The sequence below is a fragment of the Citrobacter sp. Colony219 genome (assembly GCF_019382635.1).
Taxonomy (GTDB): Bacteria; Pseudomonadota; Gammaproteobacteria; order Enterobacterales; family Enterobacteriaceae; genus Citrobacter; species Citrobacter youngae.
This window is the reverse complement of sequence record NZ_CP080033.1, coordinates 58,210-75,135: the sequence shown is the minus strand read 5'-3', so window position 1 is coordinate 75,135 and position 16,926 is coordinate 58,210. Positions and strand designations below refer to the sequence as shown.

The following is a 16,926-nucleotide window of genomic DNA, read 5'->3' as shown; positions in this document are numbered from 1 at the left end:
GCGGAGTAACAGGCCAGCAGGCCGAAGATTTCGATAGCAGAGGCCATGGTTGGCAGTGTTTTTAGCTCGGCGTCGGTCAGCATCTCGCGACGGATTTCAACCCCGTCAGCACCGGCTTCGGCAATGATGGGCAGCAGGGCTGTTTGCCCACCTGCGGCGCGTACCTGGTCGTAGCCGTAAGCGGCAGTGACCACCATAATTTTTCTTTTCATGGAAACTCCAAAACTAGCGTTCTTGCTATAACGCTAGATGGAACCGGTTCCAAAGAAAAGGCTGTGATGTTGAATTTATGATCACCATCACGAAGGAAATTTAGCGGGCGGTAGAGCCGCGAACGATCAATTCGCCGGAGAAGACCTGTTCCTGAATGGCAGCAGAGCCGCCATCGATCCTGCGTACAACCTGCTCAACGGCGGTATAGCCAATCTGCCAGGTAGGTTGTTTCAACGTGGTAATACCAACGCCCGCCAGTTCGGCCCATTCCAGTTCGTCAAAACCGAGCAGGCCGATATCGCTGCCCCAGTTAAGGCCAATGCGTTTCAGGGCGCGGGCAACCTGCAGTGTGAGAGCGCCATTAGCTGAGATAACGGCTTTGCGCATTCCCCGGTGCTGCTGGTGGAACTGGCGCAGGGTGTCATCGAGTTGCGTATTGTCCGTGAGCGGGACTTCGGCATTTTGCGCGATAACGCCGGGGTACTGTGCGAGGGTGGCGCGAAAAGCGCTCAGGCGCTCGCGGCGGGTATTCACCATGCCGAGTGGTTCGCTGAGGAACAGGATGGCTTCAAAACCTTGTTCGACCAGATGTTCCGTGGCAACCGTTGCCGCCTGGGTGTTATCCAGCCCGACCATATCACAGGCGAAATCGGGAATTTTACGGTCAATCAGCACCATCGGCAGCGCAGACTGTTGCAGGCGGTTCAGCCCCTCTTCGCGCATCCCGACGGCGTTGACCACAATCCCTTCGACCTGGTAGCTGCGCAGCAGGTCGAGATAATGCAGTTCCTGATCCACTTCGTTGTTGGTGTTGCACACCAGTGGAGTAAAGCCTTTATCGCGACAGGCGGCTTCAATGCCGCTTAACACGTTGACGGAGTAGGGATTGGTAATATCGGCGATGATCAGGCCAATCAGGCGGGTACGACCGTGTTTCAGGCCTCTTGCCATCAGGCTGGGACGGTAGTCGAGATCGGCAATGGCTTGTTCAATGCGGGCCAGTAGCGCGTCGGAAAGCAGGTGCTTTTCACCGTTGAGGTAGCGTGAAATGCTGGTCTTGCCGGTTTTTGCGGCTTTCGCCACATCGCTGATGGTTGCCCGTGTTGATTTGCTCATCGCTGATTTCCCTGAATTTCGTGTGAATACCTTAGCGGGAAAATCTGACGAAGCAAGTAATTTGCCCGGTGGCGCTGCGCTTACCGGGCCTACATGTCGAACGTAGGCCGGGTAAGGCGAAGCTGCCACCCGGCTCAACGATTACTGCACAGGACTCAACGTAATCTCTACGCGACGGTTCTGCGCTTTACCTTCCGCCGTGCTATTGCTGGCGATCGGATTAGACGGACCCATGCCCTGAGTGCGGATACGATTAGCGGCAACCCCATGCGTGATCAAGGCGCTGGCCACGGAGTCCGCGCGTTGTTGAGACAGACGCATATTCAGATCCTGGCTGCCGGTGCTGTCGGTGAAGCCCAGCACGTTGACGGCGGTTTTATTGTACTCTTTCAGTACCATTGCCACGCCGGTCAGCGTGTTTGCGCCTGCCGGTTTCAGGTTGGCGCTGCTGCTGTCGAAGGTGACATTGTTTGGCATGTTCAGAATGATGTTATCGCCACTACGCGTCACGCTGACGCCCGTTCCCTGCATTTTGTCGCGCAGTTTGGCTTCCTGCACGTCCATGTAATAACCGACACCGCCGCCAACGGCCGCACCCGCCGCTGCGCCAATCAGTGCGCCTTTACCGCGATCTTTCTTCGAAGAAGAGAGTGCGCCAATGCCCGCGCCGACCAGAGAGCCAATACCCGCGCCAATGCCGGATTTACCTGCTTCGCGTTCGCCGGTGTAAGGGTTTGTTGTGCAGCCAGAAACCGCCAGGGCGCCGCTCACGATGGCAGCAATAACAAAAACACGTTTCTTCATCTTAATTCCTTAATGACTTTTTCTTCTTTGCCACAGCGACCGTGGCGGTTGATTATGACGTGTGAACATGAAGAAAATTCCAGGGAAGACTCTGAAATTTGTAAGTAACATTGAACGGCATAATAAATAAGCCGTCACATCGCATTCAGGAGCGCCATCTTGGCTAATTCACCCGCACATTACCCGGTGTTAACCGCTGCCCACTGGGGACCAATTCTCGTCGACACCGATGGTGAGACGGTTTTCTCCTCGCGTGGCGCGCTGCCCACTTCCCATCCCAACTCCTTGCAAACCGTGGTGCGCGACCAGGTTCACAGTAAAACGCGGGTACGTTTTCCCATGGTGCGTAAAGGATTCCTTGCCTCGCCGGAGAATCCGCAAGGCGTGCGTGGGCAGGATGAATTTGTTCGCGTTAGTTGGGACGACGCGCTGAATCTTATCCATACGCAGCATAAACGTATCCGTGACAGCTACGGTCCGGCCTCGATTTTTGCCGGTTCCTACGGCTGGCGATCTAATGGCGTGTTACACAAAGCGGCAACTCTGCTACAGCGTTATATGGCGCTGGCAGGGGGGTATACCGGACACCTGGGGGATTATTCTACGGGGGCTGCACAGGCCATCATGCCGTATGTGGTGGGGGGCAACGAAGTTTACCAGCAGCAGACCAGTTGGCCGATGGTGCTGGAGCATAGCGATGTGGTGGTGCTGTGGAGTGCTAACCCACTGAATACACTGAAAATTGCCTGGAATGCTTCTGACGAACAGGGTATTGCTTACTTTGAAGCGCTGCGCGATAGCGGTAAGCGATTGATCTGCATCGATCCAATGCGATCGGAAAGTGTGGCGTTCTTTGGCGACAAAATGGAATGGATCGCCCCGCATATGGGAACCGATGTAGCGTTGATGCTGGGTATCGCGCATACGCTGGTGGAAAACGACTGGCACGACGAGGATTTTCTCGCCCGTTGTACAACCGGATATGATTCGTTCGCCGACTACCTACTGGGTGAATCCGATGGGATAGCGAAAACGGCAGAATGGGCTGCTGAAATTTGTGGTATTCCGGCAGCGAAAATACGCGAACTTGCGGCAATATTTCACCAAAATACCACCATGCTGATGGCCGGCTGGGGGATGCAGCGTCAGCAGTATGGCGAGCAAAAACACTGGATGATCGTCACGCTGGCCGCCATGCTCGGTCAAATTGGCACGCCCGGCGGTGGCTTTGGGCTGTCGTACCATTTTGCCAACGGCGGGAACCCGACACGTCGTGCAGCGGTACTGGCTTCGATGCAAGGTAGCCTCAAAGGCGGCACCGACGCGGTGGATAAAATCCCGGTGGCGCGTATCGTTGAGGCGCTGGAAAACCCCGGCGGTTTCTATCAGCATAACGGTATGGATCGGCATTTCCCGGACATCCGCATGCTGTGGTGGGCGGGCGGCGCCAACTTCACCCATCACCAGGATACCAATCGTTTGATTCGCGCCTGGCAGAAGCCAGAGTTGGTGGTTATCTCTGAGTGTTTCTGGACCGCTGCGGCGAAGCATGCCGATATCGTGTTACCTGCGACAACCTCTTTTGAACGTAACGATTTGACCATGACCGGCGATTACAGCAATCAGCACCTGGTGCCGATGAAGCAGGTCGTGCTGCCACAGGCTGAAGCACGCAACGATTTTGATGTTTTTGCCGAGCTTAGCGAGCGCTGGGAACAGGGCGGTTACGAGCGATTCACCGAAGGTAAAAGCGAACTGGTGTGGCTGGAAACTTTTTACGACATTGCCGCGCAGCGTGGTGCCAGCCAGCAGGTTACACTGCCGCCATTCGCTGAGTTCTGGCAAAAGAATGCACTGATCGAAATGCCGGAAAACGCCGCCAATACGCAGTTCATCCGTTTTGCTGATTTTCGCCGTGATCCACAGGCGCATCCGCTGAAAACGGACAGTGGAAAAATTGAAATCTATTCTGCAAAAATTGCAGGTTACGGCTATGCGGATTGTGCAGGACACCCGATGTGGCTGGAGCCGGATGAGTGGTTCGGCAATGCCGAACCCGACCAACTGCAGGTGCTCTCCGCCCATCCGGCTCACCGTTTGCACAGCCAGCTCAACTACAGTGCGTTACGCGAACAGTATGCGGTGGCGGATCGGGAGCCGGTAACAATTCATCCGCAGGATGCGCAAGCGCGGGGGATTGCCGATGGCGATACGGTCAGAGTGTGGAACCACCGCGGGCATATCCTGGCGGGTGCTGTCGTGACGACAGGGATCAAACCTGGCGTGATTTGTATTCATGAGGGGGCCTGGCCTGATTTGGACCCGGCCGCCGACGGAATTTGTAAAAATGGTGCTGTCAACGTGCTGACCAAAGATCTCCCCAGCTCGAAGCTGGGGAACGGCTGTGCGGGCAATACTGCGCTGGCGTGGCTGGAGAAGTACAGTGGGCCCACGCTGACACTTACCGCGTTTGATCCGCCTGCCAGCCCATAATCCAGGTTGGATGGTGAGTCTCTTCCTGCCATGCGCTGTCTTCAATGCGAAAGCCCAGTGCGTGGTAGAAGTTTACCGCTGATTGGTTCTTCTGGTAGACCTCCAGGCTGAGCAACGAAAAGCGCTGCTGCACATGTTGCACCAGCGCTTTACCGATACCGCTTCTGATGGCGGCAGGCGCGACAAACAGCGCGCCTAAAAAGCGCTCTTCCATCACGCTGGCAAAACCTTTGAGCACACCGTTTTCTTCCCACACCCAGGTTTGCGCAGCGGGCAGGTAGACATCACGTACGATAGGTTCACTCTCGCGCCAGTAGCGTTCTTCGATAAAAGGATGGGCAAAAATGGTGCTTTCCATCCACAGTGCCAGAATTGGTGCCAGATCGTCAGCGTTGGATTCACGAATCATGTTGTTCTCCTGGGTAACAGATGCAGCCGGTGACATGGTCGTTGACCAGACCGCATGCCTGCATAAAGGAGTAACAGATAGTGGTGCCAACAAACTTAAATCCACGTTTTTTTAACGCTTTAGAAAGTGCGTCAGAGGCGGGCGTTGAAGTAGGGATATCGCTCAGACTGGCGGCACGGGTTAACTGCGGTTGGTTATCGACGAATGACCAGACGAACTCGCTAAACGGCTCACCGTTTTGCTCCATTGCCAGCCAGGCGCGGGCGTTGCCGATAATGGCCTGAATCTTTCCCCGATGGCGGATAATACCGGCATCCAGTACCAGCCTTTCTACATCCTCTTCGGTCATCGCCGCAACGGTGGCAGGATCGAAGTGGTGAAATGCCTGGCGATAGTTTTCCCGTTTTTTCAGCACGGTTATCCACGACAGCCCAGCCTGCTGGCCTTCAAGGCAGATCATTTCGAACAGCTTTTTACCATCGGTTTCCGGGACGCCCCATTCCTTGTCATGATAGGCAATGTATAGTGGATCCTGACTGACCCAGCCGCAACGTTGCATACTCTTCCTCGCTGTTTTTACTGGCGTAAAAATTTCATTCGGCCCGCCTTGACGCGCCCGCTAAAAAGACAATATTTAATACAGGGCCTCATGTGCCCGATATCCTTTAAACAATGACAATAATATCGCCGTATTCGGCTCTTTTCTGGAGTCGCGTTGATGATTATAAGAAACAGTAGTGGTCGTCAGAGGTTAACTCTGGCGAACGTCATCGTCTGTGCGCTGTTTGCCAATACGGCATATGGCTGGCAACAAGAATATATCGTTGATGCGCTGTCCGGTCATACGTCGGAACGCTATACATGGGACAGCGATCACCAACCACGTTATAACGACATTCTGGAAGAGCGCATTCGCTCCACCCAGAACGTGGCGGGGCCGGTGGTGAATCTGGCGGACCAAACGGCTCTGGATGCGACCAGCGGTATGAGCGTGGGCTGGAATTTTCCCCTTTCCCGTAAGGTGACGACGGGACCCGTCGCAGCCCTGCATTATGATGGTTCAGCCACCTCTACCTACAACGAATTTGGCGACAGTGTGACTTCGCTAACGCTGACCGATCCGATGTGGCATGCCAGCGTCAGTACCCTGGGCTGGCGGGTCGACTCGCAGTTTGGCGATGTACGGTCATGGGCGCAAATCAGCTATAACCAGCAGTTTGGCGAGAATATCTGGAAGGCGCAATCGGGTCTCAATCGTATGGCGGCGGCGAGTCAGGATGGTAACTGGGTCGATGTCACTGTCGGTGCAGATATGCTGCTGAATCAGCATATGGCTGCCTATGCGGCACTTTCTCAGGCAGAAAATAGTACGAATAACAGCGATTATCTGTACACCATGGGAGTGAGCGCTAAATTTTAACGAAAGAAAGCCGGGATAAAACATCTCTGTTACATATCGGGATCAATAATCACACGCATTCCAGCGATAGCGTGCACTAACTCCGGCAATAAAATTCAGTAACCCGACTTTTTGTCTCGTCATTCATTCCGCAATCCAGGCATTTCATTCCGTCCTGATGGCATTTCATGCCGTTTTCTCCTGGTCATAAAAGCACTTCGGTATGGTTGTCGGCAGAGAATTTCCCATTTTGTTTATGCAGGAAGACTGCCATGAAAACTTCTGATTATCAGCGTACCCGGTGGCTGACACTGATCGGCACCATCATTACCCAATTTGCATTAGGTTCTGTTTATACCTGGAGCCTGTTTAACGGTGCGCTCTCTTCTAAGCTTGATGCGCCGGTGAGTCAGGTTGCATTTTCCTTTGGTTTGCTGAGTCTGGGTCTGGCGATCTCTTCTTCCGTCGCCGGGAAGCTTCAGGAACGTTTCGGTGTGAAACGCGTCACCATGGCATCGGGTATCTTACTGGGTGTGGGCTTCTTCTTAACCGCGCATTCTGACAGCCTGATTATGCTGTGGCTGAGTGCCGGTGTGTTGGTTGGTCTGGCGGATGGCGCAGGCTACCTGTTAACCCTGTCCAACTGTGTAAAATGGTTCCCTGAGCGTAAAGGGCTGATTTCCGCCTTTGCGATCGGTTCTTACGGCCTGGGTAGCCTTGGTTTTAAATTTATCGACAGCCAACTGCTGAGCACTGTGGGTCTGGAAAAGACCTTTATGATTTGGGGCGCGATCGTACTGGTGATGATTGTCTTTGGCTCCACACTGATGAAAGATGCGCCAAACCAGGAAGTTAAAGCCGTAAATGGCGTGGTAGAGAATGACTACACGCTGGCACAATCCATGCGTAAACCACAGTACTGGATGCTGGCAGTGATGTTCCTGACGGCGTGCATGAGCGGGCTTTACGTGATTGGTGTCGCGAAAGATATCGCCCAAAGCCTGGCAAAAATGGATGTGGCAACAGCGGCGAATGCGGTAACCGTTATTTCTATCGCGAACCTGTCAGGTCGTCTGGTTCTGGGTATTCTGTCCGACAAAATTTCCCGTATTCGCGTTATCACCATTGGTCAGGTTGTTTCGCTGGTGGGCATGGCGGCGCTGCTTTTTGCCCCGCTGAATGAAGTGACATTCTTCGCAGCCATTGCCTGTGTTGCCTTCAACTTCGGTGGCACCATTACGGTCTTCCCGTCACTGGTGAGTGAGTTCTTCGGCCTGAATAACCTGGCGAAAAACTACGGTGTTATCTATCTTGGCTTTGGTATCGGCAGTATTTGTGGTTCGATTATCGCTTCGCTGTTTGGTGGGTTCTATGTCACCTTCTGCGTTATCTTTGCGCTGTTAATCATCTCGCTGGCGCTTTCTACCACCATTCGCCAGCCGCAACGTAGCGTATTTACTGAGGCTCACGCCTGAATCTATTAGCGGTCTGATTAATACCCGGCGCATATATTTACAAAAATATATGCGCCGTTTGCATTCACCATAAGCACTTTTCTCCCCTACTGTGGTCTACTTAGCCGCGCCCGTAGACATTTCATCTCTGCTGTTGTCGCATTTTCCCCTGTTTGGTCGATTGACCACTTCACAGGGTGTTTTTATCCCGATTCCCAGGGTTTTTTTGCATGAGATACATTAAATCGATGACGCAGCAAAAGCTTAGCTTCTTGCTTGCGATCTATATCGGTCTGTTTATGAACTGCGCAGTTTTTTATCGCCGCTTCGGCAGCTATGTGCAGGAATTTACCGCGTTGAAAGGAATCTCTGCGGTTGTTGAATTGGCCGGCACCGTGCTGGTTACCTTCTTTTTACTTCGTCTTCTGTCTCTGTTTGGTCGGCGGGCCTGGCGCGTACTGGCTACCTTGGTGGTGCTGTGTTCCGCTGGTGCCAGCTATTACATGACCTTCCTGAATGTGGTCATTGGCTACGGCATTATTGCCTCGGTCATGACAACCGATATTGATTTATCAAAGGAAGTTGTGGGCTGGCATTTTATCGTGTGGCTGGTGTCGGTCAGCATTTTGCCGCTGCTGCTTATCTGGAGTAACCGTTGCCGCTATACCCTGCTAAAACAAATACGTACGCCAGGTATGAGATGGCGTAGTGTGGCCGTTGTTCTGCTGGCTGGCTTGATGGTGTGGGCGCCGATTCGTTTACTTGGAATACAGCAAAAATCAGTTGAACGGGAAACGGGTATTGATTTGCCCAGCTACGGTGGCGTAGTGGCAAATTCATATTTGCCTTCAAACTGGCTGTCCGCGCTGGGTCTGTATGCCTGGGCGCAGGTGGATGAATCTTCAGATAACAATTCGTTGATGAATCCGGCGAAGAAATTTACCTACGTTGCCCCCAAGAATATTGATGATACCTACGTCGTGTTCATTATCGGCGAAACGACACGCTGGGATCATATGGGCATTTTTGGCTACGAGAGAAATACTACGCCAAGGCTGGCTCAGGAAAAAAACCTGGCCGCGTTCCGCGGATATTCGTGTGATACGGCAACCAAACTTTCGCTACGCTGTATGTTTGTTCGTGAAGGTGGGGCGAGCGATAACCCGCAGCGTACGCTGAAAGAACAAAACGTCTTTTCCGTACTCAGCCAGCTAGGTTTTAATACCGATCTATACGCGATGCAAAGTGAGATGTGGTTTTACAGCAACACGATGGCGGAGAACATCGCATATCGTGAGCAGATTGGCGCTGAGCCGCGTAACCGTGGCAAAACGGTTGACGATATGCTGCTGATCTCTGAGATGCAGCAATCAATCAAACCGGACGATAATGGTAAACACCTGATTATCCTGCATACCAAAGGCTCGCACTTTAACTACACGCAGCGCTATACCCGTGAGTACGCCCAGTGGAAGCCGGAGTGTGTCAATGTTGATAGCGGTTGTTCGAAAGCGCAGATGATTAACTCATTTGATAACTCGGTAACCTATGTTGACCACTTTATCACCAAAGTGTTTGACCAGCTGCGCGATAAGAAAGCGATTGTGTTCTATGCTGCCGATCACGGTGAGTCGATCAACGAGCGTGAGCATCTGCACGGTACGCCACGTAAAATGGCACCGCCAGAGCAGTTCCGCGTTCCTATGATGGTGTGGATGTCTGATAAGTATCTGGAAGACCCCGATCATGCGAAAGCCTTCGCCCACCTTAAGCAGGAGGCTGATATGAAGATTCCGCGTCGCCATGTTGAACTGTACGACACCATTCTCGGTTGCCTTGGATATACCTCGCCAAACGGCGGTATAAATGAGAATAACAACTGGTGTCATGTCCCGGACGACAAGAAGATTGTAACCCAGTAATGGGCTGCTGACTTTCTCGCCGATCGAATGGCATTTTGATACTAAGGGATTGACGGGCGCGCAGCTGAGCAGTAAGATGCGCCCCGCATTCGGTGATTGGCGCAGCCTGGTAGCGCACTTCGTTCGGGACGAAGGGGTCGGAGGTTCGAATCCTCTATCACCGACCAAATTAGAAAAGCCCGCTCTTTGAGCGGGCTTTTTGCTTTCCGGAATCCACGAGGATGAGAACCTCCGGGGGYAAGAGGTTCGACTCGAGCGGAGCGAGAGAACGTTGCGCCAGCAACGGCCCGTAGGGCGAGCCACGCAGTGGCGAGTAATCCTCTATCWCCGACCAAATTAGAAAAGCCCGCTCTTTGAGCGGGCTTTTTGCTTTCCGGAATCCACGAGGATGAGAACCTCCGGGGGYAAGAGGTTCGACTCGAGCGKAGCGAGAGAACGTTGCGYCAGCAACGGCCCGTAGGGCGAGCCACGYAGTGGCGAGTAATCCTCTATCACCGACCAAATTCAAAATCCTGCTCAGCGAGCAGGTTTTTTTTGCTTTGTAGGCCTGATAAGCGCAGGCCATCAGGCAAAACATTGCAGCATTTTGACATTGCCGGATGGCGGCGCAGACGCCTTATCCGGCCTACAGGCTCAGTTTCATCCCGGCGTGTATGGTGTTATTCCAACCCCACCTTTGACCTTCATTTTATCTGCAAAAATTGTGCACCACTTCCCACTGACTGTTAACGATTCTGTGACATATTCCATTGCCTTTTTTTATATTTGCTTGAATCTTTTTTTGCGTTACTTATGGCTGAACCCAGCATTTTCCGCTGTGCGTTTTAACGTTCATGGTATTAATCGCTCAGATATGCAGCATGTGTTGAGAAAATTTTCATAATTTGCATAAATGTTAATCACCAAATGTTTCTGAATATGAAGATATTTATTCTGGCATAGTGCGCGTAGCACAAATTTCCCTGCTGAAAATACCCGCCTGCACTTTTTTTAATCTTTGTTTGCCAATTCTCACCGTTGGTGTAAATCGCGGTTACCTGTATTGACGTTTTCACATTCTGTTGACAGATTGTAGGGCATGAGGGGCATTTCATGGAGAATCCGCGCTGCAACTCAGTCGCTTATGTGAACGGAATCCCCATCCTCTTAACGCCGACCCGGCCGGGTAAAAAACAAAAAAGGCCAGGCGGTGCAAACCCACTGCAAAGGGTAAAACAACAAACATCACATTTGGAGCAGAAGAATGAGTATTTCCTTGAAGAAGTCAGGGATGCTGAAGCTTGGTCTGAGCCTGGTGGCTATGACCGTCGCAGCAAGCGTACAGGCTAAAACTCTGGTTTATTGTTCAGAAGGATCTCCTGAAGGCTTTAACCCGCAGCTTTTCACCTCTGGTACCACCTATGATGCCAGCTCCGTGCCGATCTATAACCGCCTGGTCGAGTTCAAAACCGGCACAACTGAAGTGATCCCGGGACTTGCTGAGAAGTGGGAAATCAGCGAAGACGGTAAAACCTATACCTTCCACCTTCGCCCTGGCGTGAAGTGGCAGGACAACAAAGATTTCAAACCGACGCGCGATTTCAACGCCGATGACGTGGTGTTCTCTTTCGATCGTCAGAAAAATGCCCAGAACCCGTACCACAAAGTTTCTGGCGGCAGCTATGAATACTTCGAAGGGATGGGCCTGCCGGATCTGATCTCCGAAGTGAAAAAGGTGGATGATAAAACCGTTCAGTTCGTGCTGACTCGCCCGGAAGCACCATTCCTGGCTGACCTGGCGATGGACTTCGCTTCTATTCTTTCCAAAGAATATGCGGACAACATGCTGAAAGCCGGTTCCCCGGAGAAAGTGGATCTGAACCCAATCGGTACCGGTCCGTTCCAGCTGCAGCAGTACCAGAAAGACTCCCGTATTCTGTATAAAGCATTCGAAGGTTACTGGGGCACTAAGCCGCAGATCGACCGTCTGGTCTTCTCCATTACGCCTGACGCTTCCGTGCGTTATGCCAAGTTGCAGAAGAACGAGTGCCAGGTGATGCCGTACCCGAACCCGGCAGACATCGCGCGCATGAAGCAGGATAAAAACATCAATCTGATGGAGCAGGCCGGTCTGAACGTTGGCTACCTCTCTTTCAACACCGAGAAGAAACCGTTTGATGACGTGAAAGTCCGTCAGGCGCTGACCTACGCGGTAAACAAAGACGCGATCATTAAAGCGGTTTATCAGGGTGCTGGCGTTGCCGCGAAAAACCTGATCCCACCGACCATGTGGGGCTATAACGACGACATTAAAGATTACACCTACGATCCTGAGAAAGCCAAAGCACTGCTGAAGGAAGCCGGTCAGGACAAAGGCTTTACCGTTGAGCTGTGGGCTATGCCGGTACAGCGTCCATATAACCCGAACGCCCGTCGTATGGCGGAAATGGTTCAGGCTGACTGGGCGAAAATTGGCGTTCAGGCCAAGATTGTGACCTACGAGTGGGGCGAGTATCTGAAACGCGCCAAAGCGGGTGAGCATCAGGCGGTGATGATGGGTTGGACCGGTGACAACGGGGATCCGGACAACTTCTTCGCCACCCTGTTCAGCTGTGCGGCAGCGAAAGACGGCTCCAACTACTCTCGCTGGTGCTACAAACCGTTTGAAGACCTGATCCAACCGGCGCGTGCGACCGACGATCACAACAAACGTATTGAACTGTACAAGCAAGCTCAGGTTGTTATGCACGACCAGGCTCCGGCTCTGATTGTTGCTCACTCCACCGTGTATGAACCAGTGCGTAAAGAAGTAAAAGGCTATGTGGTTGATCCATTAGGCAAACACCACTTCGAAAACGTCTCTGTCGAATAATTAAAAGCAATCAAGGAAGCGCTGCGCCCCGGTATTGTGTAGGCCGGATAAGCGCAGCGCCCTCCGGCGTAATGCTTTACCCACGATGCAGTTTGCGTGGGATAAGATTTGTGAGCAATACAGACTCACGGTTCCAGGCCGTGCGTCATTAGAGAGAATCCGGGTTATGTTGCAGTTCATTCTCCGACGTTTGGGACTCGTCATCCCCACGTTTATCGGTATCACTCTTCTCACCTTTGCCTTCGTCCATATGATCCCCGGCGATCCGGTTATGATCATGGCGGGTGAACGTGGGATCTCCCCTGAGCGTCATGCTCAACTGCTGGCTGAACTCGGTCTGGATAAGCCGATGTGGCAGCAGTACCTCCACTATATCTGGGGGGTTATGCATGGTGATTTAGGTATCTCGCTGAAAAGCCGCTTACCGGTGTGGGAAGAGTTCGTGCCTCGCTTCAAAGCGACGCTGGAACTCGGCGTCTGCGCGATGATTTTCGCCGTCGCAATAGGTATCCCGGTGGGTGTTCTTGCTGCCGTTAAGCGCGGCTCCATTTTCGATCATACCGCCGTTGGCCTGGCGCTGACCGGTTACTCCATGCCGATCTTCTGGTGGGGCATGATGCTGATCATGCTGGTGTCCGTACAGTGGAACCTGACGCCGGTTTCTGGGCGGGTGAGCGACATGGTATTCCTTGATGATTCCAATCCGCTGACCGGTTTTATGTTGATAGACACCGCCATCTGGGGTGAAGAGGGCAACTTTATCGATGCGCTGGCGCATATGGTCTTGCCTGCGATGGTGCTGGGTACCATTCCTCTGGCGGTTATTGTGCGTATGACCCGTTCGTCGATGCTGGAAGTGCTGGGCGAGGATTACATTCGTACCGCGCGCGCTAAAGGTTTGACCCGCATGCGCGTCATCATCATTCATGCTCTGCGCAACGCCATGCTGCCCGTTGTAACCGTTATCGGCCTGCAGGTTGGTACGTTGCTGGCTGGGGCAATCCTGACCGAGACTATCTTCTCGTGGCCGGGGCTGGGACGCTGGCTGATCGATGCGCTGCAACGCCGTGATTATCCGGTAGTGCAGGGTGGGGTATTACTGGTCGCGACGATGATTATCCTCGTCAACCTGCTGGTAGACCTGCTGTACGGCGTGGTGAACCCGCGTATTCGGCATAAGAAGTAAGGGGCCATCATGTCACAGGTTACTGAAAATAAAGTTATTGCCGCACCGGTGCCGATGACGCCGCTGCAGGAGTTCTGGCACTATTTTAAACGCAACAAAGGTGCGGTTGTTGGGCTGGTGTACGTTGTGGTGATGATCCTGATTGCGGTCTTTGCCAACGTCCTTGCACCCTACAACCCGGCAGACCAGTTCCGCGATACGCTACTAGCTCCTCCTGCGTGGCAGGAAGGCGGTTCCATGGCGCACCTGTTTGGTACTGATGATGTGGGCCGCGATGTGCTGTCCCGCCTGATGTACGGGGCACGTCTGTCGCTGTTGGTTGGCTGTCTGGTGGTGGTGCTTTCCCTGCTGATGGGCGTGGTTCTCGGGCTTATCGCCGGTTACTTTGGCGGGATTGTCGATAACGTCATCATGCGTGTGGTCGATATCATGCTGGCGCTGCCGAGCCTGTTACTGGCGCTGGTGCTGGTGGCGGTATTTGGTCCCTCGATAGGCAACGCCGCTCTGGCGCTGACGTTCGTGGCATTGCCGCACTATGTGCGTCTGACGCGTGCCGCCGTACTGGTGGAGGTGAACCGCGACTATGTCACCGCATCCCGCGTGGCCGGTGCCGGTGCGATGCGCCAGATGTTCGTCAATATTCTGCCTAACTGTCTTGCGCCGCTGATTGTTCAGGCGTCGCTTGGTTTCTCGAACGCCATTCTCGATATGGCTGCCCTCGGCTTTCTGGGGATGGGCGCACAGCCGCCGACGCCAGAGTGGGGCACCATGCTCTCTGACGTGCTGCAGTTCGCTCAAAGCGCCTGGTGGGTCGTGACCTTCCCGGGTCTGGCGATCCTGCTGACGGTGCTGGCATTTAACCTGATGGGTGACGGTCTGCGTGACGCGCTCGATCCCAAACTGAAGCAGTAAGAGGTTCGAGATGGCGTTATTAAATGTAGATAAATTATCGGTGCACTTCGGCGACGTAGGTTCCGAATTCCGCGCCGTGGACCGCATTAGCTACAGTGTGAACCAGGGTGAAGTGGTTGGCATTGTTGGGGAATCTGGTTCTGGTAAGTCCGTCAGCTCGCTGGCGATTATGGGGTTGATTGACTACCCAGGCCGCGTTATGGCTGAAAATCTGGAGTTTAATGGTCGCGACCTGAAGCGCATCTCTGAGAAAGAGCGTCGCCAGTTAGTTGGCGCGGAAGTGGCGATGATCTTCCAGGACCCGATGACCAGTCTTAACCCCTGCTACACCGTCGGCTACCAGATTATGGAAGCCATCAAGGTGCACCAGGGCGGCAACAAAAAAACGCGTATTCAGCGGGCAATTGACCTGCTGACGCTGGTGGGGATCCCCGATCCGGCCTCGCGCCTGGATGTCTATCCGCACCAGTTGTCCGGTGGGATGAGTCAGCGCGTGATGATCGCGATGGCGATTGCCTGTCGTCCGAAGCTGCTGATTGCCGATGAACCGACAACGGCGCTGGATGTGACCATTCAGGCGCAGATCATCGAGCTACTGCTGGAATTGCAGCAAAAAGAGAACATGGCGCTGGTCTTAATTACGCACGATCTGGCGCTGGTGGCGGAAGCGGCGCACAAAATCATCGTGATGTACGCCGGGCAGGTAGTGGAAACCGGGGCCGCGCAGGATATCTTCCGCGCGCCGCGCCATCCCTATACCCAGGCGCTGCTGCGAGCGTTGCCGGAGTTTGCTCAGGACAAAGCGCGTCTGGCCTCGTTGCCGGGCGTGGTGCCAGGGAAATATGACCGCCCGAACGGTTGTCTGTTGAACCCGCGCTGCCCCTATGCGACCGACAAATGCCGCGCTGAAGAACCTGAACTGAACCTGCTGGAAGGCGGTCGTCAGTCGAAATGCCACTACCCACTTGATGATGCCGGGAGGCCTGGGCTATGAGTACGCAAAAGGCCGCCGCGCAACAGCCGCTGTTGCAGGCCATTGACCTGAAAAAACACTACCCGGTGAAAAAGGGCATGTTCGCCCCGGAACGCCTGGTGAAAGCGCTGGATGGTGTTTCCTTTACTCTGGAGCGCGGTAAAACGCTGGCGGTGGTAGGTGAGTCGGGCTGTGGAAAATCCACCCTTGGCCGTCTGCTGACGATGATTGAAATCCCGACCGGCGGTGAGCTGTATTACCAGGGACAGGATTTACTCAAGCACGACCCGCATGCGCAGAAGCTGCGTCGGCAGAAAATCCAGATAGTATTCCAGAACCCCTACGGTTCCCTGAACCCACGTAAGAAAGTTGGGCAGATTCTGGAAGAGCCGTTGCTGATCAACACGACGCTCAGCAAAGAGGAGCGTCGTGAAAAAGCGCTGGCGATGATGGCGAAAGTGGGACTGAAAACCGAGCACTACGACCGCTATCCGCATATGTTCTCCGGCGGTCAGCGTCAGCGTATCGCCATTGCCCGCGGTTTGATGCTTGACCCGGATGTGGTGATTGCCGACGAACCGGTCTCGGCGCTGGACGTTTCCGTACGTGCGCAGGTGCTGAACCTGATGATGGACTTGCAGCAGGAACTGGGGCTGTCCTACGTCTTTATCTCGCACGACCTGTCGGTGGTAGAGCACATTGCTGATGAAGTGATGGTGATGTATTTGGGCCGCTGCGTGGAAAAAGGAACCAAGGATCAGATCTTCAATAATCCACGTCATCCGTACACTCAGGCGCTGCTTTCCGCAACGCCGCGCCTGAACCCGGACGATCGCCGCGAGCGTATCAAGCTGACTGGTGAGCTGCCAAGCCCGCTGAATCCGCCACCGGGCTGTGCGTTCAACGCCCGTTGCCGTCGTCGCTTTGGTCCGTGTACTCAGCTTCAGCCACAGTTAAAAGACTATGGTGGTCAACTGGTAGCCTGTTTCGCCGTTGACCAGGACGAAAACCCACAGCAATAAACGTGGGTTATGACCCGATAACCGGAGCCTTGTGCTCCGGTTTTTTTATAATTCGTTTTTACTCCCACAATGTGAGTCCATTGGCAGAACATTATTCCATAGTGTCTAGAATATAGTCAGATTTTTGGACGGCACAGAAATATCTACTTCGCAGTTGCTAACTACCAGGAGC

Annotated in this window: 13 protein-coding genes, 1 tRNA gene, 2 other RNA genes and 1 pseudogene; 12 read left to right on the top strand and 5 right to left on the bottom strand. The window is 53.6% G+C overall.

Features of this window, described 5'->3' with window-relative positions:
* From JTI85_RS21155 to JTI85_RS00310, 3 genes and pseudogenes are all read right to left on the bottom strand, one after another.
* Window positions 1-212: pseudogene (locus tag JTI85_RS21155) on the bottom strand (sugar phosphate isomerase/epimerase); the annotation flags it as partial.
* Window positions 213-312: 100 nt separating this feature from the next.
* On the bottom strand, window positions 313-1,329 hold the full coding sequence (locus tag JTI85_RS00315; protein WP_005133828.1) for a LacI family DNA-binding transcriptional regulator: 1,017 nt from the start codon (window positions 1,327-1,329) through the stop codon (window positions 313-315).
* Between the two features lie 141 nt (window positions 1,330-1,470).
* A complete protein-coding gene (locus JTI85_RS00310; protein WP_219351976.1) occupies window positions 1,471-2,133 on the bottom strand; it encodes an OmpA family lipoprotein in 663 nt (220 codons plus the stop codon).
* 159 nt (window positions 2,134-2,292) lie between these two features.
* Between JTI85_RS00310 and JTI85_RS00305 the strand changes: the two genes are divergently transcribed.
* The gene (locus JTI85_RS00305; protein ID WP_219351975.1) at window positions 2,293-4,626 is read left to right on the top strand and encodes a molybdopterin guanine dinucleotide-containing S/N-oxide reductase; all 2,334 of its coding nucleotides are present in this window, start codon (window positions 2,293-2,295) and stop codon (window positions 4,624-4,626) included.
* Here the strand turns inward: JTI85_RS00305 and JTI85_RS00300 are convergent.
* Both JTI85_RS00300 and tag read right to left on the bottom strand, forming a co-directional pair.
* Window positions 4,595-5,035, bottom strand: coding sequence for an N-acetyltransferase (locus JTI85_RS00300; protein ID WP_048213656.1), 441 nt, complete (start codon window positions 5,033-5,035; stop codon window positions 4,595-4,597). The two genes, JTI85_RS00305 and JTI85_RS00300, sit on opposite strands and share 32 nt — an antisense overlap.
* On the bottom strand, window positions 5,025-5,594 hold the full coding sequence (gene tag / locus JTI85_RS00295) for a DNA-3-methyladenine glycosylase I (protein WP_061066787.1): 570 nt from the start codon (window positions 5,592-5,594) through the stop codon (window positions 5,025-5,027). The genes JTI85_RS00300 and tag overlap by 11 nt, the downstream gene beginning before the upstream one ends.
* Before the next feature lie 159 nt (window positions 5,595-5,753).
* On the opposite strand from tag, the gene JTI85_RS00290 reads away from it, so the two are divergent.
* From JTI85_RS00290 to dppF, 11 genes are all read left to right on the top strand, one after another.
* Window positions 5,754-6,455 carry an autotransporter outer membrane beta-barrel domain-containing protein gene (locus tag JTI85_RS00290; RefSeq protein ID WP_048213654.1) on the top strand — a complete coding sequence of 234 codons (702 nt, stop codon included), beginning with the start codon at window positions 5,754-5,756 and terminating at the stop codon, window positions 6,453-6,455.
* 251 nt (window positions 6,456-6,706) lie between these two features.
* Window positions 6,707-7,909, top strand: coding sequence for an MFS transporter (locus JTI85_RS00285; protein ID WP_048213653.1), 1,203 nt, complete (start codon window positions 6,707-6,709; stop codon window positions 7,907-7,909).
* A gap of 209 nt (window positions 7,910-8,118) precedes the next feature.
* Window positions 8,119-9,810, top strand: coding sequence for a kdo(2)-lipid A phosphoethanolamine 7''-transferase (gene eptB / locus JTI85_RS00280; RefSeq protein WP_048213652.1), 1,692 nt, complete (start codon window positions 8,119-8,121; stop codon window positions 9,808-9,810).
* A gap of 90 nt (window positions 9,811-9,900) precedes the next feature.
* A tRNA-Pro gene (locus JTI85_RS00275) sits at window positions 9,901-9,977 on the top strand.
* A gap of 34 nt (window positions 9,978-10,011) precedes the next feature.
* Window positions 10,012-10,144: non-coding RNA, RtT sRNA (locus JTI85_RS00270), on the top strand.
* 34 nt (window positions 10,145-10,178) lie between these two features.
* Window positions 10,179-10,311, top strand: a non-coding RNA gene (locus JTI85_RS00265) — RtT sRNA.
* 742 nt (window positions 10,312-11,053) lie between these two features.
* Complete coding sequence (dppA, locus tag JTI85_RS00260; RefSeq protein ID WP_048213650.1) at window positions 11,054-12,661, top strand: dipeptide ABC transporter periplasmic-binding protein DppA; 1,608 nt, start codon at window positions 11,054-11,056, stop codon at window positions 12,659-12,661.
* Window positions 12,662-12,827: 166 nt separating this feature from the next.
* Window positions 12,828-13,847, top strand: coding sequence for a dipeptide ABC transporter permease DppB (gene dppB, locus JTI85_RS00255; RefSeq protein ID WP_115601326.1), 1,020 nt, complete (start codon window positions 12,828-12,830; stop codon window positions 13,845-13,847).
* Between the two features lie 9 nt (window positions 13,848-13,856).
* A complete protein-coding gene (dppC, locus tag JTI85_RS00250; RefSeq protein ID WP_003837734.1) occupies window positions 13,857-14,759 on the top strand; it encodes a dipeptide ABC transporter permease DppC in 903 nt (300 codons plus the stop codon).
* A 10-nt stretch (window positions 14,760-14,769) separates the two neighbouring features.
* Window positions 14,770-15,753 carry a dipeptide ABC transporter ATP-binding protein gene (gene dppD, locus JTI85_RS00245; protein WP_005133837.1) on the top strand — a complete coding sequence of 328 codons (984 nt, stop codon included), beginning with the start codon at window positions 14,770-14,772 and terminating at the stop codon, window positions 15,751-15,753.
* Window positions 15,750-16,754 (top strand): dipeptide ABC transporter ATP-binding subunit DppF, encoded by a 1,005-nt coding sequence (gene dppF, locus JTI85_RS00240; RefSeq protein ID WP_115601327.1) that lies wholly within the window; start codon window positions 15,750-15,752, stop codon window positions 16,752-16,754. The genes dppD and dppF overlap by 4 nt, the downstream gene beginning before the upstream one ends.
* The last annotated feature ends 172 nt before the right edge of the window (window positions 16,755-16,926 follow it).